At 61.9% G+C, this 21,365-nt stretch carries 15 protein-coding genes, 1 other RNA gene and 1 pseudogene; 8 read left to right on the top strand and 9 right to left on the bottom strand.

Going from position 1 to position 21,365, the window contains the following annotated elements; genetic code table 11:
* Positions 1 to 16 precede the first annotated feature (16 nt).
* Positions 17 to 235, top strand: coding sequence for a hypothetical protein (locus A4G99_RS14425; RefSeq protein ID WP_223301884.1), 219 nt, complete (start codon positions 17 to 19; stop codon positions 233 to 235).
* Here A4G99_RS14425 and A4G99_RS14430 read toward each other — a convergent pair.
* From A4G99_RS14430 to A4G99_RS14445, 4 genes are all read right to left on the bottom strand, one after another.
* The gene (locus A4G99_RS14430; RefSeq protein WP_066144912.1) at positions 232 to 870 is read right to left on the bottom strand and encodes a dienelactone hydrolase family protein; all 639 of its coding nucleotides are present in this window, start codon (positions 868 to 870) and stop codon (positions 232 to 234) included. The genes A4G99_RS14425 and A4G99_RS14430 overlap by 4 nt on opposite strands.
* A gap of 92 nt (positions 871 to 962) precedes the next feature.
* The gene (locus tag A4G99_RS14435; RefSeq protein WP_066144914.1) at positions 963 to 1,679 is read right to left on the bottom strand and encodes a sugar phosphate nucleotidyltransferase; all 717 of its coding nucleotides are present in this window, start codon (positions 1,677 to 1,679) and stop codon (positions 963 to 965) included.
* Positions 1,680 to 1,723: 44 nt separating this feature from the next.
* Positions 1,724 to 2,995, bottom strand: coding sequence for a dihydroorotase (locus A4G99_RS14440; RefSeq protein ID WP_066144916.1), 1,272 nt, complete (start codon positions 2,993 to 2,995; stop codon positions 1,724 to 1,726).
* A gap of 25 nt (positions 2,996 to 3,020) precedes the next feature.
* On the bottom strand, positions 3,021 to 3,707 hold the full coding sequence (locus A4G99_RS14445) for a lipoate--protein ligase family protein (RefSeq protein ID WP_066144918.1): 687 nt from the start codon (positions 3,705 to 3,707) through the stop codon (positions 3,021 to 3,023).
* 53 nt (positions 3,708 to 3,760) lie between these two features.
* On the opposite strand from A4G99_RS14445, the gene A4G99_RS14450 reads away from it, so the two are divergent.
* Positions 3,761 to 4,678: a hypothetical protein gene (locus A4G99_RS14450; protein WP_066144919.1), complete on the top strand. Its 918-nt coding sequence runs from the start codon at positions 3,761 to 3,763 to the stop codon at positions 4,676 to 4,678.
* 114 nt (positions 4,679 to 4,792) lie between these two features.
* Here the strand turns inward: A4G99_RS14450 and A4G99_RS14455 are convergent, their stop codons facing one another.
* The gene (locus tag A4G99_RS14455; RefSeq protein WP_066144920.1) at positions 4,793 to 5,365 is read right to left on the bottom strand and encodes a cysteine hydrolase family protein; all 573 of its coding nucleotides are present in this window, start codon (positions 5,363 to 5,365) and stop codon (positions 4,793 to 4,795) included.
* Positions 5,366 to 5,578: 213 nt separating this feature from the next.
* Between A4G99_RS14455 and A4G99_RS14460 the strand changes: the two genes are divergently transcribed.
* Complete coding sequence (locus A4G99_RS14460) at positions 5,579 to 6,976, top strand: Hvo_1808 family surface protein (protein ID WP_223301885.1); 1,398 nt, start codon at positions 5,579 to 5,581, stop codon at positions 6,974 to 6,976.
* A 127-nt stretch (positions 6,977 to 7,103) separates the two neighbouring features.
* Positions 7,104 to 8,243 carry a nicotinate phosphoribosyltransferase gene (locus tag A4G99_RS14465; RefSeq protein WP_066144924.1) on the top strand — a complete coding sequence of 380 codons (1,140 nt, stop codon included), beginning with the start codon at positions 7,104 to 7,106 and terminating at the stop codon, positions 8,241 to 8,243.
* On the opposite strand, the gene A4G99_RS14470 is transcribed toward A4G99_RS14465, so the two are convergent.
* Positions 8,240 to 8,842, bottom strand: coding sequence for a TIGR00296 family protein (locus A4G99_RS14470; RefSeq protein ID WP_066144926.1), 603 nt, complete (start codon positions 8,840 to 8,842; stop codon positions 8,240 to 8,242). The genes A4G99_RS14465 and A4G99_RS14470 overlap by 4 nt on opposite strands.
* 116 nt (positions 8,843 to 8,958) lie before the next feature.
* Here A4G99_RS14470 and rnpB point away from each other — a divergent pair.
* Together rnpB and A4G99_RS14480 are read left to right on the top strand one after the other, a co-directional pair.
* Positions 8,959 to 9,430: RNase P RNA component (gene rnpB / locus A4G99_RS14475), an RNA gene on the top strand.
* A 467-nt stretch (positions 9,431 to 9,897) separates the two neighbouring features.
* Complete coding sequence (locus A4G99_RS14480; protein ID WP_066144928.1) at positions 9,898 to 10,932, top strand: matrixin family metalloprotease; 1,035 nt, start codon at positions 9,898 to 9,900, stop codon at positions 10,930 to 10,932.
* A 172-nt stretch (positions 10,933 to 11,104) separates the two neighbouring features.
* On the opposite strand, the gene A4G99_RS14485 is transcribed toward A4G99_RS14480, so the two are convergent.
* The gene (locus tag A4G99_RS14485) at positions 11,105 to 12,202 is read right to left on the bottom strand and encodes an aminopeptidase (protein ID WP_066144929.1); all 1,098 of its coding nucleotides are present in this window, start codon (positions 12,200 to 12,202) and stop codon (positions 11,105 to 11,107) included.
* Between the two features lie 232 nt (positions 12,203 to 12,434).
* Between A4G99_RS14485 and A4G99_RS14490 the strand changes: the two genes are divergently transcribed.
* Complete coding sequence (locus A4G99_RS14490; protein WP_066144932.1) at positions 12,435 to 16,373, top strand: tetratricopeptide repeat protein; 3,939 nt, start codon at positions 12,435 to 12,437, stop codon at positions 16,371 to 16,373.
* Between the two features lie 191 nt (positions 16,374 to 16,564).
* Here the strand turns inward: A4G99_RS14490 and A4G99_RS14495 are convergent, their stop codons facing one another.
* Complete coding sequence (locus A4G99_RS14495; protein WP_150123109.1) at positions 16,565 to 17,092, bottom strand: hypothetical protein; 528 nt, start codon at positions 17,090 to 17,092, stop codon at positions 16,565 to 16,567.
* 232 nt (positions 17,093 to 17,324) lie between these two features.
* Here A4G99_RS14495 and A4G99_RS14500 point away from each other — a divergent pair, with 232 nt between their 5' ends.
* Complete coding sequence (locus tag A4G99_RS14500) at positions 17,325 to 18,566, top strand: hypothetical protein (protein ID WP_066144936.1); 1,242 nt, start codon at positions 17,325 to 17,327, stop codon at positions 18,564 to 18,566.
* A gap of 52 nt (positions 18,567 to 18,618) precedes the next feature.
* Here the strand turns inward: A4G99_RS14500 and A4G99_RS14505 are convergent.
* A pseudogene (locus tag A4G99_RS14505) lies at positions 18,619 to 21,236 on the bottom strand (valine--tRNA ligase).
* Positions 21,237 to 21,365: the final 129 nt, after the last annotated feature.

Raw genomic sequence — 21,365 nt, forward strand, 5'->3', positions numbered from 1 at the left:
CATTGTTATGGAGTATATGGTCGTCTTCGAAACACTGTTTGTGGGCGTCTTATTCGCCCTATTCGGCGTCGTCGTCACGACAAAGCCGCAGGAAGTGTTTGGGATCAGACAATCAGTTGCGGTCGCATCGACCGGCGAACTCGGCGAGTTCGGTGTCGCGCGGTATCAGACCTACGGGTTGCTCTGTGTCCTCGCCGGATTGCTTCTCGCATTGGTTCCCTTCTTCCTTCCTTAAGGCTCGACGAGTTTCGACGCGAACCACTCACCGGCGACGGTGGCAACTGCCTCCAGCGTTCCCGGTTCCTCGAACAGGTGCCCCGCCCCATCGACGACCTCCAATCGCTTTTCACAGCCCAACTCGTCGTACGCTTCCCGATTCAGTTCGAGGACGTCGGTGTCCCGTCCGCCGACGACGAACAGCGACGGGGCGGTCACATCGGCGAGAGCGTTCATCGCGAGGTCCACGCGCCCGCCGCGCGAGACCGTCGCTCCGATGTCCGGACGGCGTGCGGCGGCACGCAGTGCAGCGGCCGCACCCGTACTCGATCCGAAGTACCCGACACGACGCTCCGCGATTCCCCGCTCGTCTTCGAGCCACTTCGTCGCCGCGACGAGGCGGTCGGTCAGTAATCCAATGTCGAACCGATTCGCGTACGTCTCGTCCTCCGCTTCGGTGAGCAAGTCGAACAGGAGCGTCCCGAGGCCGAACTCGTGGAGTCGATCCGCGACGAAGTTGTTTCGTGGGCTGTGCCGACTACTCCCGCTCCCGTGTGCGAACACCACGACTCCCGTCGAACCCTCCGGAACGTCGAGAAACCCGTCGAGGCGAACGGAATCGATGGGTATCTCGACCGTGTTCTCCCCCGGCATATCGCGCTGACTATCGTCGCGAGAGTGCCTAACCTTGGTGGCTCCACGGTCCAACGCTCGCCGATCACCGATCACCAATTACCAGTTTTCGATCACCGATTACCGGCAAGCCGTTGCTCCGCGTCGTCCCGCTCCGCGGGCGTGTTGACGTTTACCGTCCATCCGTCGGTTTGCCCCACCAGCATCGTATTCTCGGCGACGAACCGCTCGATGGACTCCGCGAGTTCGTATTCGCCGCGCACCGACAACTCGGTCTCGGCACACGCCTCGAAGATCGAGGGACTGTAAACCGCGAATCCCACCGCGATGAGGCTCGGTTCGGGCGGGTCGTCGGGTTCCTTTTCGATTCCGAGTAACTCACCGCCGTCCGTCACGTCACAAATAGCCTTCACGCGCGCCGCCTCAGTCGGGACTTCTTCGACCTGTTGTACTGCATCCACTCCCACTTCGCGCTGTCGTGTGACCAGCGGTTCGAGGTCCGCGCGGATCACACAGTCGCCGTCGAAACACATGAAATCCCCTTCGACGTACGGTTCGGCCTGCAACAGCGCGTGTGCCATCCCCAACTGCTCGTCCTGTCGGACGTACGTTATCGGGACGCCGGAGAACGACGCCCCGTATCGTTTCCGAATCCGTTTCCCTTCGTATCCGACGACGACGACCAACTCCTCCGCGTCGAGTTCGAGGGCGTTCTCGAAACAGCGAGTCAGGATCGGTTTTCCGGCTACCTCGACCAGCGCTTTCGGTTTCTCGTCGGTGAGTGGCCGAAGACGGGTTCCTTTTCCGGCGGCGAGGACGACTGCTTGCATAGGGTTGCTACACGCTACACCCCCACGACGGATAATTTCGGGGTCTATGCTCGAACGTTTTCCCCGATTTGCTCGCCGAACTCGCCATCCTCGAAGACGATGTGGCCGCGAACCATCGTCGTCTCGGGGAACACACCCTTCCACCCTTCGAACGGCGTCCAGTCGCAGTTGGTATGGAGGTCGTCCGCTCGAATCTCGCGGGATTCATCGGGGTCGACGAAGACGAGGTCGGCCATCCGACCCTCCTCGATTCGGCCCTTTCGCGGCAGTCCGAACACCTTCGACGGGTTTCGAGCCGTGAGGTCGGCGACGCGTTCGTAGCTGAGATTCCCTTTGCGTGCTTGCTCCAACAGGAGCGGGAGCATCGTCTCGACGCCTGGTACGCCGCTCGGTGCGTCCCAGATTCCGGCGTCCTTCTCCTCGCGCGTGTGGGGTGCGTGGTCGGTCGCGATCATATCCACCGTCCCGTTCGCCACGCGTGCGAAGACTTCCTCGCGGCGCTCTTCGCTCCGGAGCGGGGGATTCATCCGCCCGAACGTCCCGAGTTCGTCGAGGTGGTCGCGCGAGAGTAACATGTGATGCGGCGTCACCTCGCAGGTCGCACCCGCGTCCTTCGCCGCGTCGATTCCCTCCGGCGTGCTGGTGTGGGCGATGTGCAGTCGCGCGTCGAGGTCGTTCCCGATTTTACACGCCCGTTCGACGGCGTCGGCCTCGGCTTCCGCGGTTCGGTAGGCGCTCCACGCGTCCGCGTCGTCGCGAGATTTCGCGTCCGAGTCGAACAGGTCGGCGTTCTCGGCGTGCACCGTCACGACGATGTACTCGTCCGTCGCTCGCTCCACCGCCACCCGAAACAGGTCCTCCTCGATACCCATCTTCCCGGTCGAATCCGCCAGAAACACCTCGCCGAGCGCGAGAATCGGCTTCTCGAACAGTTCGTCCGGATTCCAGTCGGGTGTGACACCCCCGTTGATGCCGTAATCGACGTAGGATTCGGCCGCGAGTTCGGCTTTCTCGTCGAACGACGTCGCATCGACCGTCGGTGGGTTGGTGTTCGGTTGGTCCACGACCGTCGTCACGCCACCCGCAGCAGCGCTCTTGCTACCGGTCTCCCACGTCTCCTTGTGTGAAAAGCCGGGCTGTCGGAAGTGGACGTGAGCGTCGATAGCGCCGGGTAACAACAGTTTTCCAGTCGCATCGACCACCTCGCCGGACTCCGTGAGCGAAGAGCCGACGGCCGATATCCTCCCGGCGTCTGTGTCGATACGAACGTCTCGTCTACTCCCAGAAGGTAGCGTCGCGTTCCGGATTGTGAGCATACTCGCCACTGTTCCGGGAATCGCCCTAAATCCCTCGGTCAACGTGTTCGACCGTCACGTCCGCGCCACCGACCAACATCTCCTCGATTATCTCGACGACGCGCTTCGGGTCGCTATCACCGTCCACCTTGGCGATACTCCCGACCGAATCGGGATTGAACGGGACGTCGAGGGCGGAATAAATCGGGTCCAAGACGCCCGCGATTTCACCGTGGTCGTCTACGATGACGACGCCGGAAACGAGCGCCGCGCCGGTTCGAACCCGTTGTGCCACGCCGGCAACCTTCCCCTTCCACTGGAGCGAGTAATCGCCCGGACAGAACGACCGTTCCGGCTCGCCGCGCTGGGCCGGAACACCCAGTCGCCAGAACGCGCGCTGGAGGTCCTCCGTGATTTCGGCGTACCGCTTTTCCATGCCCGTTCGCATGTCCGCCAGCGGGACCGTTTTGGCGAACGCAACCGTCGTTCCGGTGTATGCGACGGCACGTCCACCGACGCTTCGTTCGAGAGGTTCGAACCCACACGCCCGCGCGACGGATTTCGCGACGTCGTACTTCTCGGCACGGGTATCCCGCCGCCCGAACGCGACCTGTCGATGTGGCGTCCAGACGCGGACCGCGGATTCCTCCGTGTCCGCCGTCTCCGTGAGCATCGCGGCAGTGACCTGCCGGTCCTCATCCCGCGTCTCCGCCTGCCCACGCAGCACACGCATGGGCCACTATTGTGACCCGATGTATGTAAACGCTCCCGCTCGTAACTGGGTTCATGGTCGGGCTTCCCCCTGACGTGCTGTCGCGCTATCCTCGATTTTCGATCTACAACTCGCCGTACGCCGCACACGATGACGGCTGTGCTATCGACCTCTATCCCGACAACGAGGAGCCACGGACGCCCCTCGCGCCGAGTCCCGTCGCTGGTGAGGTGGTCGAAACCCGGACGGTAACGGCCCCGTCGAAACCCTACGCCGTGGAGCATGACCATCTCATCGTGATCGATACCGGCGACTACCTCGCGCGCACCCTGCACGTCGACCCATCGGTCGAACCGGGAGACACGGTCGAAGTCGGCGACTCGCTCGGTGAGTTGGTTCGCTCGGGTTTTTTCGCGCCGTGGGTCGCAAACCACATTCATCTCGGATTCCGCGAACTCGGATCGAACCCCGTGCGCGCATCCGGGTCGCTCCCGCTCGACCTTCCGGTAGACGTGGAACCGATTCCGTGGGACGGCACCGGGCAAGTGGTCGAGACCGGGGACACGTTCGTCGTCCTCGATTCGCCGGTGCATCCCGCCCCCGGCGAGCGCTTCGCGGGCATCGAAGCAGTGGTCGGCGGCGATGCCGTGGTACTGGATGGTGGACTGCCACACTACGAGGGAGGCGGCGTACTCCGTACGCCGGAATATCGAGCGGTAACGCCGCGAGATGGCGGTGCGCTCCGCGCACCGGAAGGTCGAGTGGAAACGGAATCGGAACCAGTGGCCCCGGAGCCAGTCTCACTGTTCGACGCTCGTGTCGGGAGGTCCGTCGGTCGCACCGTGACGTGGGACGACGTGAGGGTTTGTGCGAACGGCGAACCGATTACCGGCCTCTCCCTGTTCGTCTCGCTGGAGCAGTTCGGCGCGAAACTCGTCCGTCCCGGCCACGACTTTTCGGTCGGCGACTCGATTTCGGTGGAGATTCGCTGAGCTATCGAGTCCCTGTTTTGGCTTACTCCGCGCTGTTTTCGTATTCGTCCTTCAGTCTCTGGTATCGGTCATCCTGACGAATCTGGTCCCATCTTCGTTTAAAAACCTTCGTCACTATTTGAACTCGATATCGTCCAGTTCCACCCCTTCGCCGAACAGCCACGCGGCGTGTTCGAGGGCGTAGTCCCGATGGCCTTCCTCGATGTAGCCGACCGCATCCTCCACGATGATGGGTTTGAAATCGCGCAGTCCGGCGCTTCCGGCAGTGTGAAGCACACAGACGTTCGCCAGCGTCCCACAGATGAGCAAGTCGTGGATGTCGTGGGCGTTCAGGTAGCCTTCGAGGTCGGTCTGGTAGAAGGCGTCGTAGGTGTACTTCGTGACGACGTGGTCGTCCTCGCGAACGTCGAAGTCGTCCACGACCTCGGCCTCCCACGAACCTTCGAGGACGTGTTCGCCCCAGCGGTCGAACTCGTCGTAGTAGTGAGTGTCCTCGAACTGCTCGGGCGTGTGCACGTCGCGGGTGAACACGACGGACGCACCTGCGTCCCGAGCGCGCGCGAGGAGGTCTCGAATCGGGTCTATAACGTCCTCGCTTGTGGGGGAGTACAGACTCCCATTCGGATGACAAAAGCCGTTTTGCATATCGACGACGACGACGGCGGTCGAGTCGGAATCGACGTTCATACTGGGAACTACGGGCGGTTTTCAGGAAACGGTTTCGCGTCAGGTTTATTTTGCCTCGCTTTCACGAGCTTTTTTACATAGCAGTCCTACGTTGCAGGCACGAGAATGCGAACATTTACCGTAGTTGCACTAGCCCTCATGCTCGTTCTCGCGGGGTGTGCCCAAGCACCTGGGACGAATACGAGTACGAGCACATCGCAGAGCGGCCCTGACGTGACGAGCACATCGCAGAGCGACGGGACGGCAGTGTCCGGACCGAACACGAACAAAACGACTCACCCGCCGGACCCGAAATCCGACGTTCTCGGCTGGGAGAACGGATATTGGTACAACGAGACGCTCTCCGTTGACGCGAGCGACGGCTTCAATCAGTCGGAAGTCGAAGCGGTCGTCAATCGGGCGATGGCCCGTGACGAGAAGATCCGCCATCTGGAGTTCACACAGAAGGTCCCCGTCAAGATCATTTCGCGAAAGGAGTTCCGCAAGCAACAGAGCAACCAGTCCGTTCCCGCAAACCGGCAGTTGTTCGACAACGCGAAGTACGAATCGTTGTTCATGATCAACGAATCGACGGACTCCATCGCGGTACAGAACACGAACTCCGGTTCGTCCGTCGGTGGCTACTACAGTCCGTCGAAGGACTCCATCGTCCTCGTCTCGAACGATAACGAACACCTGAAAGTGAGCGAGAGTACGCTCTCACACGAACTGATGCACGCGCTTCAGGACCAGCATTTCGACATCACGTCGTTCAACAAGTCCACCCGGGAACGGACCAACGCCGTCAATGGCCTGCTCGAAGGGGAAGCCAACAACATCGAGTTCCTCTATCAGAACCGCTGTCAGAACCAGTGGAAGGGGACGTGCTTCTCGGACACCGAGCAGAGCAGTGGCGGCGATCTCGCCAACATCGGACCGTACCTCATCAAATACCAACCGTACAGCGACGGTCCCGCGTTCATCCGATACATTCGCAACCAATCGGGCTGGAAGGGTGTCAACCAGTTGTACTCGAACCCGCCCGCCAGCACCGAACAGATAATCCACCCGGAGAAGTATCCGAGCGACGAACCGTCGAACATCTCGGTGCAGGATACGACGAGCAATGGCTGGACGCGTCTGAACCCGCAGGGGCGACCGAACTACGGTCAAGTCGGTGAAACGGGCATCTTCGCGATGTTCATGTATCCGTACTACGAGAGTCAGGGAACCACACAGATCATCCCCGCACGGAACTTCTTCAACAAGAACGGCGACAGCCTGCAAACGGTCGATCCGCTCAACTACGAGAGCAAACCGACCGACGGGTGGGACGGCGACAAGATCGTCGTCTACACGAACCCCAACGAGCCGAAAAACGAGACCGGCTACGTCTTCAAGACGAAGTGGGACTCGAAGCGGGACGCGACACAATTCGTGAACGCCTACAAGAAACTGCTCAACTACCACGACGCGAAGAAGGTCGACGGGAAGCAAAACACGTGGACGGTGCCAGACAGCACGGGCTTCGGTGATGCCTTCCAAGTCCGGCAGAACGGCAACACCGTCACCATCGTGAACGCGCCCACGGTGTCGGACCTCTCGCACGTTCACGGCAACACTGCATCGTAGACCGTAACGACGTATCACAGCGCTTCGAATCGACTGCGATTTCAGATTCCGCTTTTCACACCGACGAATCCGGCCCTTTTTCTCTCTCGCGGGGAATACCCCCGGATATGCAAGACAGGAGGTTCGCGTGAGCGACCGATTCGACGTGGTTTCCGAGGAGTCCATCCGCGACGGAACCGCGACGGATGCCTACTTCCTTCGTACAGAGACGACGCTCGAAGCGGTCGGGAAGAACCCGCACGTCGTCGTCGAAGTGACCGCAGACCAGTTCCCGACCGGCGAGTTCGAACTCCTCTCCGGCGTGAAAGACGCGGCCCACCTTCTCACCGGGCTTCCAATCGACGTGGACGCGATGGCGGAAGGTCGACTGTTCGACGGCGGACCGGTCATGTCCATCGAGGGGGACTACCTCGACTTCGCGCGATACGAAACGTCGCTGTTGGGATTTCTCTCACACGCGTCGGGAATGGCGACGAACGCGCTCGAAGCACGACTCGCGGCACCGGAGTCCGCGGTCCTGAGTTTCGGCGCGCGGCACGTCCATCCGTCCATCGCGGCCGTTGTCGAGCGCTCCGCGCTCGTCGCGGGATTGGACGGGTTCTCGCACGTCGCGGCCGGTGAGGTACTGGGACGAGAACCCGGCGGCACCATGCCCCACGCGTTGATGATCTGTTTCGGGAACGGCAACCAGGAGGACGCGTGGCGCGCGTTCGACGCCGCGGTCGGCGAGGACGTTCCCCGTGTCGCGCTCTGTGATACCTTCTCCGACGAAAAGGACGAGGTGCTTCGCGCGGCGCACGCGCTCGGCGACGACCTCGACAGCGTTCGCATCGACACCACGGGGTCGCGTCGTGGAAACTTCGAGCACATCCTGCGGGAACTTCGCTGGGAACTCGATTCACACGGCTTCGAGGACGTCGATATCTTCGCGAGCGGCGGTCTCGGCCCGGCAGAACTCCGGAATCTCGACGATATCGTGGACGGTTTCGGCGTCGGAAGCTACGTCAGCGACGCGAATCCGGTCGACTTCGCGCTCGACATCGTGGAAGTCGATGGCGAACCGGTGTCCAAGCGCGGTAAGCTCTCCGGACGAAAACAGGTGTATCGCACGGCCGATGGCGACCATCACGTCGGTCTCGCACGCCACGACGCGGACGGTGAGAAGCTGCTACAGCCGCTGATTCGTGACGGTGAACTGGTCCGGGAGTTCGATATCGATGCCGCTGCTCGCCGTGCTGAAGAAGACGCGGCGGCCGTCGACTTTTAAATCCGCTCGATACTCCCCTCTGGTTCGCGCTCGCGGAACACCGGTCCGTCGACTAGTGTTACCGTCACGTCGTCGTCTTCCCACGCTCCGTGCGGGAGACCAGCCTTGCGACACGTTCGGTCGAGATACTCGAATGTACTCCAGTTGTGTTCGACCGGCAGGGTCGGATACATCCACGCTGCACCGCCACGACCTTCGATGGCGACCCCGTGTCGCCCGAGTCGAATTTCGTTTGCCGGATCGTTCGACAACTTGGTATCCTCGACGATGAACACGGAGATGTTGAGATTCGACAACTCTGCGGGCTCGATTTCCGACCCGCACGAATCCTCGCTCGCCGCCGCGATGGCGGAATCGACGATCGCGTGCCCCAACTGTTCGCTCGTGTCGTAGGCACCTGCGCACCCGCGTAGGCTTCCACGACCACGGGTGGATTCGAGCCGGACGAATACGCCAGTGCGTGCGTAGAACGCTTCTCGCATACTTCCTGGCTGTTCTCGTTGTCCGTTGATCACGTAAGAATTGACTGCCTCCCGAGCGAGTTCGACCGCGCGCGTGCCATCCTCGTAGGAGAGGGTTACTGCCTGTGCCTCAGACATACAGATGGTTTATGCATACAAACACCTTCAACGCTTCCCTTCAATCTGGCCGGCTTTAAGGGCCCATGACTATTCGTATCGAACGGCTTAAACGCGTGCAAAGACTAGCTTTCCTCGGCAGAGGGAGCCCGGTTTCCGCGGTGCACGTGGTAATCGCTGCGTGCGGACGTACCGATTTCCGGTACCTACGTGAGGAAAGTCCCCCCACCCGCCGGGTAGGCAACCGGACGCAAGTCCGGAGTGGGAGACCACTGGCTCTGAAACAGAAACGAGACCACTTCGCGTGACCGATGAGGTGTGCGAACCGACCCGAGAGGGGAGGAAGCTAACCCACCGAGGGATTTGGTGGCACTGCCACCGAACGGCGCGACGGTGAAACCCCCGCGTCGATGCGTGCCGACGCTGTCGGCACGCGGACCGCGAAGAATGGATGGAACGGTGAATCCTTGCCGGTGCAAGTCCGTGCCATATTGGTAGCCCGGACACGCCGTCGGAATCCTCCGACGTGCCTCCGGAGATAATCCGGGGATGGTTCGGACGCTGAGCCGAATACTGGGCCGAACAGAAGGGGGCTTACTCCCCTCAGCCGCTATTCATTTAGATACCAAATGCGACGGCCAGTAATGCGACCCCAGCGAGTATTTCTATCGCAACTATCGTCAAAGCGGCGCTTGCTTTAATGTGCGTCATGCTGCCCGGTTTGGTTATCGATATCACCCCCAATAAGTGAGAACGATGGTTATGCACAGTTTCCTATTTCAACAGAATCATAACGGATTGAACGGTTTTGAACGGTCAATCAGCGACGACAATCGCGTCGTGAAACGACTTGGAACGTCCGAATGTGGTTCCCCAATGAGTGCTTAACCCGTTATCCGTACCCTAAAATCGCCATCGATCAGTCACTGAACGAAATATGTTTGACAATTCAATACTGATTTTTGATTCTGAAAATAATAACCCGCTTCGATCAAGGGTCGTATTTCCAAGCTATCTCCGAACTGGATTTTCCGAGGCCGGAAGGTTTGATAGGGCTAGCGTCGGATAACGTAACGATGAAGCGGCGTGTACTGTTGCTCGTTGCCTGCCTCGTCCTCGCAGGGTGTGCTGGCGCGCAGTTCGACTATACGACACACACCGTAACCAACCCGACGCGGACAGTGAACCAGCAGACAGGAGCGGAAACGGGAACCGGAATGGTCGCCGACCGCACGAACCCGTGGGGGGACGGGCCAGTGCAGATTGCGATCAACGCGAGTGCCGACGGTTCGCGTAACTACGCTCCCGAGGTACGACAGGCGCTCGATTACTGGGAGAACCACAGCGAGCAGTACGCTGGCTACTCGGTTCAGTACGAGTTGACGCCGAATGCGGAACATCCCGATCTCGTGATCAACTTCGTCGATACCGTGAAAAGTTGTCCACGCGTGGAAAACGCCGCTGGCTGTGCACCGTACATCACCGACTCCGCGCAGATTTCCCGTCCCATGAAAATCGACGTGGACGACTCGTTTTCGAACGGTTCGACCGTTCTCATCGTGAAACACGAACTCGGCCACACGCTCGGGTTGAACCACAGTTCCGCTCCGCAGTCGATAATGGCCGCCTCGGCGGCACTCTCGACGCGGCCCCAACCGGACGCGACCGAGCGCAATCTCCCGTGGGGGGACCCGGATTTTACGGTGTATCTCGGCGCGACGAAGGACCGCGCCGCGGTCAAAAATCAGGTCCGGCACGCGCTCGACTACTACGCCGATAGCGCGGACGGGACGGTTCCGTCGAACGTTACGTTCTCGTTCACGAGGAATCGGTCCGCGGCCGATATCGTGATTCAGTTCCCCGAGACGCTTCCGTGCAATCCCGGAACGAGCGGGTCCTGCGGCGGTATCCGTGGAACCGATCCCGACGGCGACTCCGCACTGGAGGAGTACGATAAGCTCATCATCTCGATTTCGGGCGTCGATACCGACACTGTCGGGTGGTACACCGGTTACTGGTTGGGCTACGGATTCGGCCTCGACGAGTCGGAACTCGCACCGCCGTTCCAACACGCTTCGGAGCGGGAGCGCAGAAGCGACTGGTGGAAATAACCGCGCACTTTTTTACCTCGTCGGGTGGGCTTCTCCCACCCCTCCTCGTGAAAATCTGCGCCGGGAGAGCAAAGCTCTCCCGAGCCATCCGTTCGCTCCTTCGTCGCTCACGGAGAGACCAAAAACGTCCCGCTCGTCTTTCGAGGCGCTTCGCGCCTCGCGCCGCTCGCGGTTATTCCTCGAACCCGTCTTCCCACCGGAACGTGCCGTTTCGTTGGACGACCTCACCGTCGATTTCCATGCGCGAGTCCTCGCTCATGTCGGTGATCATATCGACGTGGACGGCGCTGTCGTTACCCGTTTCACCGTCGGGAAGGCACGAGTCGTAGGCCCGTCCGACAGCGAGGTGAATCGTATCGCCCATCTTCTCGTCGAAGAGGATACTGTCGGTAAAGCGGTCGATGCCACGGTTCATGCCGATGCCGAGTTCGCCGAGTTTGCGTGCCCCTTCGTCGGTGTCGAAGATGTCCGCCAGCACGTCCTCGCCGGTGTCGGCGCTGAACGCCACGACCTCCCCGTCCTCGAACGTGAGCCGAACGTCCCGGATGTGTTGCCCTTGATGCGTCATCGGCACGTCGAAGAACACCTCGCCCTCGGTGGCGTGCGGTGCGGTAAACACCTCGCCGCTGGGGAGGTTGTGCGAGTCGTATGCCACCGACGCGGAGCTATTGACCGCCGTTCTCCCCTCGATGGACATCGTGACGTCGGTGTTCTCCTTGACGATTCGAACCTCGCTTCCCTCGTCGATGAGCGTCTTCATCTTCTCCATCTCATCGGCCAGCGCCTCCCAGTCGCGGAGCACGGCGCTGTACACGAAATCCCGATACTCCTCGTAGGCCATCCCCGCCTGCTGTGCGTATGCACGCGTTGGATGCTGCGTCGAAATCCAGTCCGTTCCGAGGCGCGTCTCGCGGATGAGCATCCGGGATTTGTCGTACGCCTGCTTCGTCTCCCCCGGAACGTCGGCCTTCCCCATCGTGTTGTGCGTTCCGGAGAGGACGAGAACGACGTCCGCGTTCTCGTACATCGCCAGTTCGGGTGCAGGGTTCTCGTCGAAGTCGCCGTCGTGTGTCCGAAGGAACGCCCGTTCGATCTCATCGGACCGGTACACTGTCAGCATGTTCGCGTTTCGCTCGCCCAGTTTCTCGCCGACGGCGACGGCGAGGTCGTGTGCACCCTCATCGACCACGACGACGACGTCGTCGCCTTCTTCGACCCGTGCACTCCAATCGACCAGAATCTCCGCGTGTTCGTGAACTCGGTCGTCCATGCCCGGAGGTACCGCCAAAGTCCGCATAACTCCGGCGGTTCGTCCACTGCACGACGGCTCAACCGAATCTCGAATCCCCGTGCCGGGCACCGGGCAGAACGCACATAGCTCGGTCGGTCGGTTACGAGTACCCAAGCGATCGATATCGAAAAAATACGTTTTCAAATCACACATTCAAAGATAGAATTATTATATTGGATTGAGAAATGTAAATGACGATCATCGTAACAAAATGTCACTCAACTCGGCGGCGGAAGAACTATTCGGAACGCTCGTCCAGCGTCACGGATTCCTCACCTGCGTACTGGAAACGGATGGACCGACACTGAAACGCACACTCGCCGACAGGACGGGTCTCTCGCAGCCGACCGTCAACAAGGCGCTCATCGAACTGCGCGACTGGGATCTCATCGAATCGGGGGACGACGGTATCGTTCCGACCTCGATCGGGATATTGGTCTGGGAGCCGTATCGTGCGTACGAACGGTGCCTCGCGGGGGTCGTGACCCCGGGAAACCATGGCTCCCGGTGGACGACGGACGCGAGTCGCCGAGACGCGATGCGACTCGTCGCCGACCGACGTTCCGTCATCGAGTGCGTCGAGACGACGACACGGGACAAACGGGATCTCGTCGCAAACCTCGACGCATCCCGTTCGACCGTGAACCGAGCGGTTCGTGACCTCGAAACCGCCGGAATCCTCCACCGGACGGCCGACGGCTACACGGTGACGGCCGACGGCCAGCGGGTCGTGGACCGGTATTGGTCCGCCATCGCCACGCTCGCGGACATCCTCGACGCTCGGGACGTTCTCGTGTCGCTCCCTCCCGACGACAGACTCCGGTCGGCCATGGTTTCCGATGCGACCACCGAGGAGAGCGTCGATGCACCACCGTATCACCTCCCGGCCGGTGTTCGGGAGCGAATCGTCACGGCCGAACGCGTCCGGCTTTCGCTCCCAGCTCTGGCCGCGCCACAGCTGCTCGATTGCTGTCTGCAGCAGGTCGTTCGACACGACGTGCCGGTCGAACTACTCGCCAGCCAGTCGTTGTTGGACTCGATCACGGAGGAGTTCCCGGGACCGCTAACGACGATGGCGGCCGAAAGGAACCCTTTTTCGGCGTGGGTTCCGGAGCCGGAATCGGCTCACGTCCCGCCGTTCGGGGTGGTTCTCACTGAAGCGGAGACGACGACGGTCACCGTTATCGCGTACGATGAGGACCGGACCATTTCGGGGGTGATACAGACCGCTGCCGACGACGCCGTCCGGTGGGCCGAGGAATGCTACACGCGGACTTTCGACGAGACAGTCGAGGTGACGGACGACTTGCGCGGCCTCACACCGGCAACGATGGCAACGGGTATGGGACTGCCGAGAACCGGCGACGCCGAGCGCATCGCACGTGAAACCGAAGCGTTCGTCCGTCTGACGCCCGACTATTTCGCGCGGCGCGATCCGATGTCTCCGACGACCGCGTGGCGGACGGGATTCGACCTCGTAGACGTTCACGCCGGGTACGCCATCGACCGCGAGGGGACACGGGACGAGGACCGATTCAACCTCACCGATGACCTCGTGAGGTCGCTTTACCGCGGGACCGACCACGTGTTGCTCGGTTCCCCCGGTTCGGGAAAGAGCACCGTCTGTAAGTCCGTTGCGTGTCGGTGGTACGAGCAGGGTCTCGGCCCCGTGTTCTACCGCGGAAGCGACACCGACGTGATGTTCGACTCGCCCGCCGTCATCCGGGAACAGCTTCGAACGGCATCGGCGGACGGTCACGTCTTGGTCGTCGTCGAGGACGCGGTGCGGATGGAAGCGAGCGACATCTTCCGGGTGATGAAGGCGTTCCGCGGGACCGACGCCGTGACGTTCCTGCTCGACGCGCGCGAAGGGGAGTGGGAGGACCCCGAGTCGCTCCCGACCGACGCCGGACTCGAAGCGTACCGACGCGAGGCGATCGAGACGGTTTCGGTCCCGCCGCTCGACGACATCGAACGCGAGCGGTTCGTTCGACGGTTCGAGTTGGTGACCGGTCACGACGTCGGTCGTGCGGTTCGACGCGGACTGGACGGGACGACATCCGGCGGCACGAGCGGGGCGGAACAGTCCCCTCCGAGCACCCGCCCGGGCGAGCCGCTATTGTTGGTCCATCGGTTGGTGACACACGCCGACCCGTTCACTGTCTACGACGCCGAGACGCCAACCACGTTCGTCGAAACCGTCCAGCGAGCGCTAGAAACGCTCCCCGACGACGGCCTCGTGCTCGACGTGAGCATCCTCCTGATGCTCCTCGACCTGTCCGGCGTCGGCGTCCATCCCGCGCTCGTGTACGCGCTCGCCGACGACGAAGGGGATATCGAGGCCGTTCGGGAGGCGTTTTTGAAACTTGACGGACGGCTCGTCTTCGAAACGGATCCGTCGACGGACGCGGAAGCTGCCCCGTACCGGACGATTCACGGGGCGTGGTCGGCGCTGTTTCTCGACCAGTATCTCGAAACCACGACCGACCATGCGGCGAGTCGGCGAGCCGGACGATGCCTCACGGCGGTTCTCAGAGTGGCCGACGACGAGAAAAAGCGGGAGCGGCTCGCAACGGTACTGAACGTCGACACGACGATACTCGACCGTATCGGGTCCGATCCCGGCAAATGGGCCGACACGACCGTCGAACGGTTCTTCGCGGCCGGGCGACGTCGCCCCGGACTCGCTCCCTTGTTCGGACGGACCGACGATTCATTTTTCGAGCTTCCTGCCGTCTGTTCGTCCTCAATGGCCGCCGACTGTACGCTGTGGCGGGCGCAAATGGCACGCGAGACGGGCGCACTCGACAGGGCGGACGACGAGTACGAGGCCCTGACCCCCCACGTCTCCGACGCCGACGGCTCCGAATGGGCGACGAAGCTTCGCGGCCAGCGCTTCCACGGTCACGGAACCATCGCGTGGCAACGGGGTGATTTTGCCACCGCCGAGCAACAGTACGTTCGTGCGCTCGACCACTACCACGAAGCGGATGACAGGCGGCAGTGCGCAGTGACGCGCATGAACCTCGGACTGGTCACGATGGCCCGTGGTGACATCGGAACGGCGGAGACCGCTTTCTCCCGGTGTCGTGACCTGTATCGGGAACTCGACGATATGCGCGGAGAGGCGTTGGCGCTGACCAACCTCGCCGGTATCGTCGCGCGGACCGACACGCTGGAGACGGCCATCGAACAGTATCGACGGGCGCTCGACCTCTCGGACGAGTTCGACGGCCACCAGGTGAGGGCCAACTGCCTCCACGGCATCGGTCGAGCCGTCGCCCATCGGGGGAACCTTGATTCGGCGACGTCGTACTGCACCCAAGGGTTGGAGTATTGTCGGGAGAGCGGGATTCGCAACGTCGAAGCGTACTGTCTCGCCCAGTTGGGGTTGATTCGCCGGATACGGGGGGACTTGGACGCTGCCGAACGCTACCATCGGAAGAGCCTCGATATCCGTCGGAAAACCGGCGACAGACGAGGTGAAGCGTGGAGCCTCACGACGCTCGGAACGCTGGCTTGTGAGCGTGGTGCCGAAGACGTTGCCGACGAGCGCTGTAGGGAGAGCAACGAACTCGCTCGGGAGATCAGCGACCGAACGGTCGAGGCCGACAGCCTCGTCGCGCTCGGCGAGGTCGCCCGGAAGCGGGGTGACCTCGATACGGCCGCGGAACGCGCACGCACGGCGCTCGACCGATACGAACCGGCCGGGAACCGGTTCGGTGCGGCGAAATGTCGGCGCGTGATCGGACGAATCGCGCGCGACCGCGGGCGATTCCCGATCGCCGAACGACGGCTCCGGCAGTCGCTCGACGACTTCCACGATATGGGATATCGGTACGAAGCGGCGCGGACGACGGTTGCGCTCGGAACGCTCGCCCGGGAGCGAGACGCTCACGCGGAAGCATGCAGGCACTGGGACGCCGGAGCGAAACTCCATCGGAATATCGGTGCACACCGCGCCGCCGTCAAGGCCTACGAACGACTCTCGGCGGTCCACGAGGAGCGCGGCGAGTTCGACGTCGCAATCGAACACTGCGAGTCCGCTCGCACCATCGAGCGCGGGACGGAGTTTCTCGAACCGTCCGCATCGCTCAGCGAGCGACTGACACGGTTGACGGAGCACCGCGCTGCCGCCGGTGACAACTGACCTCGACGAACCGGCAGACGGCGTCCGCCGCGAATCCGCCGGTGGAACGCGTTCATCTATTTGTAGAATACAAGTCAATAGATAAAATACAATATTTTGAAGAAAATTATTTATAGACCTTCTCAGGCCATTTTGCGAGCAAAAATCCGGTGACGGGAACGTCGAAGGCGAAGAATAACACGTTGCGTAGTTCAACTATGTCTGACAAGGACCAGCCATCGGACGGGACCCGGCACGGATTCGGGACCGACGATACCGACTCGACACGGAACCGCCTCCTCGACCGACGGGATTATCTCAAACTCACCGGCGCGAGCGCCGCGGCGGCCGCCGCAGGCCTCGGCGCGACTGGCATTGCCGCCGCCGAGGACTACGACACTATCACCGTCGGCGCGGGCGAAACGAAAAAGTACGTCCTCCGCGACGGCGACACGCTCGAAAACAAACTGTTCGACATCAGCGCCGACAAAGCCTACGTCCGCGTTCGAGCGAAGGGGAGCGGATGGAAGATTCGGAACATCGGATTCCGCGGTCTGTTCGACTGCCGAGACCGCGACCGCGGCGAGATGTTCTCGGTAGATGTCCCCGACGAGAACGGGCACGGTCTCATCGAGAACGTCTACTTCGGCGACAAATCCACCATCGGCTACGGCACCCCAATTTTCGTCGGCATCAACCACGCCGGGACGCTGACGATTCGCAACGGCTACTTCCGTCACTGGGCGGGTCACGCCGTCTACGGGGCCGCACCCGGCCGCTCGGCCCCCCAACGACGGTGGCGGTGGCGGCGGCGAGGTCCACATCGAGAACTGCTACGCGCGCAACAACAACCTCGACAACTTCCGTATCGGCACCGACGGCTCGTACGTCAAGGACTCGGTCGTCCACGTCGACAAGGACGTTGCACCGGGATACAACGATCCGACCAAGGTCAACGCTCGCGGTATCTGGGTGAAGGAGGGCGGTCACTGTACCATCAAGAACTGCGACATCCTGCTCGAACACCCCGACGCCTCCTACTGTATTTGGGAGGGCGACAAGGAAGAGGAGGGGTTGGCCCGAGTCAGGGATTGTCAGCTCGTCGCCCGCGACGGCGCGGACGGGCTGTATCACGGCAACGTCGACCACCAAAACGTCGGACACAACCCCGACGTCTCCGTTCCGAACGGCGTCCCGACCAGTGCCCAACAGGCCGCGAAGGGCGGCGGTCACGTCGGCAATCCGCCGAACCTCAACGGCCCGAAGAACGACATCTCGTTCTCGGGCGGCGGCGACGGCACGTTCGACTACTACTTCCGGGCGACGGGTTCCGTCGAGGGAAAACACGGTATCGGCGGCGAGGACGACGTGGACGGCGACAGCGGCGACGGTTCGACGGTCGGCACCGGGACCGACACGTATCTGTACGAACGGGACGTCGCCGGAATGTCGTTGAACCTCGACGGCTACCTCAAGGTCCATCTGAACCGGTCGGACGGGACGGTGACGTTCAGCGGCACCGACGACGGGAACACCTACGGCTACTATCTCGAAGTCACGGGCGACATCTACCCGACCGATAGTTCCGACGACCACGACGTCGAGGCCGACCCGAACGGCGATTCGGTCAACGGATTAGTCGGGTCGGGGTCGGACAAGTGGCAGTACACCGGTGAGCTTTCACACATCGGTCTCGACGCCGGTACGGCAACCGTGGACGTCACGCGTCGTCACAAGCTCGAAATCGAGGACTACGACGACGGGAAAACGGGTGACTACGACTTCACCGTCTCCGGTTCGGTCAAGAAGGGCAGCAAGGCCAACTCCGGCGATTCGGCGTCCGGTCACTCGGCCAGCGGGGCCGTCACCGGCGGAACCGATTCGTACATCTACACGGGTCGCATCACCGACTTCAACCACTCGGGCGCGATTCACACCTACATCGACGATCTCGAAGTCATCACGCCCTCGCTTGGACACAACACCGTCACGTTCGAAGGTTCGGGATCATCGAAGAGCTACTCGTTCAAGGTCGTCGGTGGACTCGGCAAGAGCGCGGTCGGTGATTCGTCTATCAACAGCGGCGATGACGTTTCCGGCCGCACCGCCAGCGGAGCGGTCAGTTCCGGCGACGACAGCTACGACTACCGCGACGGGGTTCTGGCCGTCGACAACAAGTGGAAAGGACTCACCCCGGAGTTCTCCACGAACTGATCGCCGCGTTCCCCTTCCAAAGGGCGAAAAATAGCCGAAGCGACGATGTTTTTCAGGGGAAGACGAGGACCGTCGCGTGCTCCGTCTCCAGCACTTCGACTTCCTCGCCGCTTTCGGCCCGATACTCCTCCTCGATTTCGACCCAATCACCGTCGAGCGTGACTTCCTCGCCCGCCGCGTCGAGCGTGATTTCGCCGTGGGTGTCCAGTTGAGCCTTGAGTTCGGCGGGGTCGGCCGATTCGAGTGCACCGACGACGGCGCCCGCCTTGTCGCGGAACTTCGGACCGATGGACGAGTGGTCGGGGTCGACGCCGACCGGCGCGAGTTCGACGTTCGGTCGTCCCTCTTCGAGGTAGACGGGGCCGTTCACGGCTTCGCTCAAGTCGTAGGTGTCGGGGTGGCGCTCCGAGTCGTCGTACAGCTCGATACGGTTGATTTCACCGTTGAGAGCCATTCCTTCCTCGGATTTCCATGCTCGAACCTCGCTCGCGACTTCGGCGATGATGTCGCCCGCGAGTTCGGCCTCCTCGTCGTGCATCTCGACGTCGGGCCACGAAGCCTGATTGATGCTCGCTTCCGTGCCGGGAAGGTAGCTGTACACTTCCTCGGCGAAGAACGGCGAGAACGGCGCGAGCATGCGGACGACGGACGAAACGCACGTGTAGAGCGCGTGGCGGGCCGCGTTCCGCTCGCCGGGACGGCCTTCGTAGAGGCGGCCTTTCACGAGTTCGAGGTAGTCGTCCGCGAGGTCGTCCCAAACGAACTCGCGGAGCGTTCTGAGTGCCCGGTCGTAGCGGTAGGCTTCCATGTCCTCGGCGATGCTGTCGGCCGCGTTTGAGAGACGGGAAAGGATCCATCGGTCCGCGTCGCGGTAGGCCGGGTCCGCGATTTCCGGCGTGTTCTCGTCGAAGTGGTTCCGGGAGAACTGGAAGATGTTCCAGACCTTCGTGAGGAATCGGGAGGCCGAAGTGGCCTCCTTCGGCTGGAACTGCACGTCGCTTCCGGGTTGTCCGCCGAGCACCAGCGCCTGCCGAACCGAGTCGGCACCGTACTCCGCGACGGCGTCCTTCGGCGTCACGACGTTGCCGCGCGACTTGCTCATCTTGTTGCCGTCCGGGCCGAACACCATGCCGTTGATGAGGATTTCGTCCCACGGCCGTTTGTCGGTGAGTTCGCCGACGCGGAGGAGCGTGTAGAACGCCCACGTCCGGATGATGTCGTGCCCTGCGGGCGGAGCGAAACGGGTTCGAACTCGTCCAAGTCGAGGTCCTCGGGCCATCCCGTGATGTGTAGCGGTGTGATGGACGAATCCATCCACGTGTCCATGACGTCGGTTTCGCCCGTCCACGCGTCCGCACCACAGTCGGGACAGTCGCCGGTGGCGGGACCGGTTTCGGTCGGATCGACGGGTAGCTCTTCGGTGTCCGCGATGTGCCAGTGGCCACACTCCTCGCACTCCCACGCGGGAATCGGCGTGGCAAAGACGCGCTGGCGGGAGATAACCCAATCCCAACTCATCCCGTCCGCCCACTCTTCGAGACGGGCGTACATGTGCTCGGGAATCCACTCGACTTCCTGGGCTTTCTCGACGATTTTGTCCGGTTCGACTTCGACGAACCACTGTTCTTTCGAGAGGATTTCAATGGGGGTGTCACACCGCCAGCAGGTGCCGACGGACTGCTCGGTCGGTTCCGAATCGTTCAGGTAGCCCTCCTCGGCCAACGCGTCGGCGATTTCCGTTTTCGCCTCGTCGATGGCCAATCCCTCGAACTCACCCGCGAGTTCGTTCAGGTGGCCGTCCTCGGTGAACACTGGACGGAGGTCGAGGTCGTGTCGCGCCCACCAGTCCACGTCCTGTTTGTCCCCGAAGGTACAGATCATGACCGCGCCGGTTCCGAAGTCGCCGTCGACGTCGTCGTCGGCGACGAGTTCGATCTCCTGCCCGAACAGCGGAACTTCGAACGTATCGCCGATACGGTCGGCGTAGCGTTCGTCCTCGGGATCGACAGCCATGCCGACACACGCCGCGAGCAGTTCGGGGCGCGTGGTTGCGATCTCGATGTCGTCGTTTCCGACGCCGTCGAACGTGACGTAGTAGAGCGTTCCCGTCCGGTCCTCGTTCTCGACTTCCGCGTCCGCGATGGCCGTCTCACAGCGCGGACACCAGTTGACGGGGTGTTCGTCGCGGTAGACGTGGTCCTCCATCTCGACGAACGAGCGCTGAGTCTTCCCCCAGTATTCGGGGTCCATCGTGCGGAACTCCGCGTTCCAGTCGATGGAGAACCCGAGTTCGTTCATCGTCTCCTTCATCGAGTCGATCTGCTCCTCGGTGTGCTCGATGCAGAGTTGACGGAACTTCTCGCGGGAGACTTCGGTGCGGTGGATGTCGTGGTTCTCCTCGACCTTCACCTCGGTCGGCAGACCGTGACAGTCCCATCCCTGCGGGAAGAGGACTTGTTCACCTTTGAGTCGGTGGTAGCGCGCCGCGAAGTCGATGTAACTCCACTGGAGTCCGTGGCCGATGTGGAGGTTACCCGTCGGGTACGGTGGCGGCGTGTCGATGACATACTCCAAATCGCCATCCGGCGTGTACACGTCGGAGTCTTGCCATTCGTCCTTCCACTTTCGCTCGATACGCTCTGGTTCGTAGTCGTTTGGAACGTCAGTCATGGCTGCAAATCCCTGTCGCTAAATGGTGAATCGGCGAGAAACACTATCGGCTCGTCGTCTACGCTACAGACGTACTACCGACACCATCGCGCTCATACCTGTGACTCTGCGCGGCGTCGCTGATAAAGG

Source organism: Haladaptatus sp. R4 (assembly GCF_001625445.1).
GTDB lineage: Archaea > Halobacteriota > Halobacteria > Halobacteriales > Haladaptataceae > Haladaptatus.

What these genes read in the sequence shown, in the direction of transcription:
- A4G99_RS14425 (WP_223301884.1), top strand. Translation starts at nt 17, where the DNA reads ATGGTCGTCTTCGAAACACTGTTTGTGGGCGTCTTATTCGCCCTATTC.
- A4G99_RS14455 (WP_066144920.1), bottom strand. Translation starts at nt 5,365, where the DNA reads ATGAACGTCGATTCCGACTCGACCGCCGTCGTCGTCGTCGATATGCAA.
- A4G99_RS14450 (WP_066144919.1), top strand. Translation starts at nt 3,761, where the DNA reads ATGGTCGGGCTTCCCCCTGACGTGCTGTCGCGCTATCCTCGATTTTCG.
- A4G99_RS14435 (WP_066144914.1), bottom strand. Translation starts at nt 1,679, where the DNA reads ATGCAAGCAGTCGTCCTCGCCGCCGGAAAAGGAACCCGTCTTCGGCCA.
- A4G99_RS14430 (WP_066144912.1), bottom strand. Translation starts at nt 870, where the DNA reads ATGCCGGGGGAGAACACGGTCGAGATACCCATCGATTCCGTTCGCCTC.
- A4G99_RS14485 (WP_066144929.1), bottom strand. Translation starts at nt 12,202, where the DNA reads ATGGACGACCGAGTTCACGAACACGCGGAGATTCTGGTCGATTGGAGT.
- A4G99_RS14480 (WP_066144928.1), top strand. Translation starts at nt 9,898, where the DNA reads ATGAAGCGGCGTGTACTGTTGCTCGTTGCCTGCCTCGTCCTCGCAGGG.
- A4G99_RS14490 (WP_066144932.1), top strand. Translation starts at nt 12,435, where the DNA reads ATGTCACTCAACTCGGCGGCGGAAGAACTATTCGGAACGCTCGTCCAG.
- A4G99_RS14470 (WP_066144926.1), bottom strand. Translation starts at nt 8,842, where the DNA reads ATGTCTGAGGCACAGGCAGTAACCCTCTCCTACGAGGATGGCACGCGC.
- A4G99_RS14440 (WP_066144916.1), bottom strand. Translation starts at nt 2,995, where the DNA reads ATGCTCACAATCCGGAACGCGACGCTACCTTCTGGGAGTAGACGAGAC.
- A4G99_RS14445 (WP_066144918.1), bottom strand. Translation starts at nt 3,707, where the DNA reads ATGCGTGTGCTGCGTGGGCAGGCGGAGACGCGGGATGAGGACCGGCAG.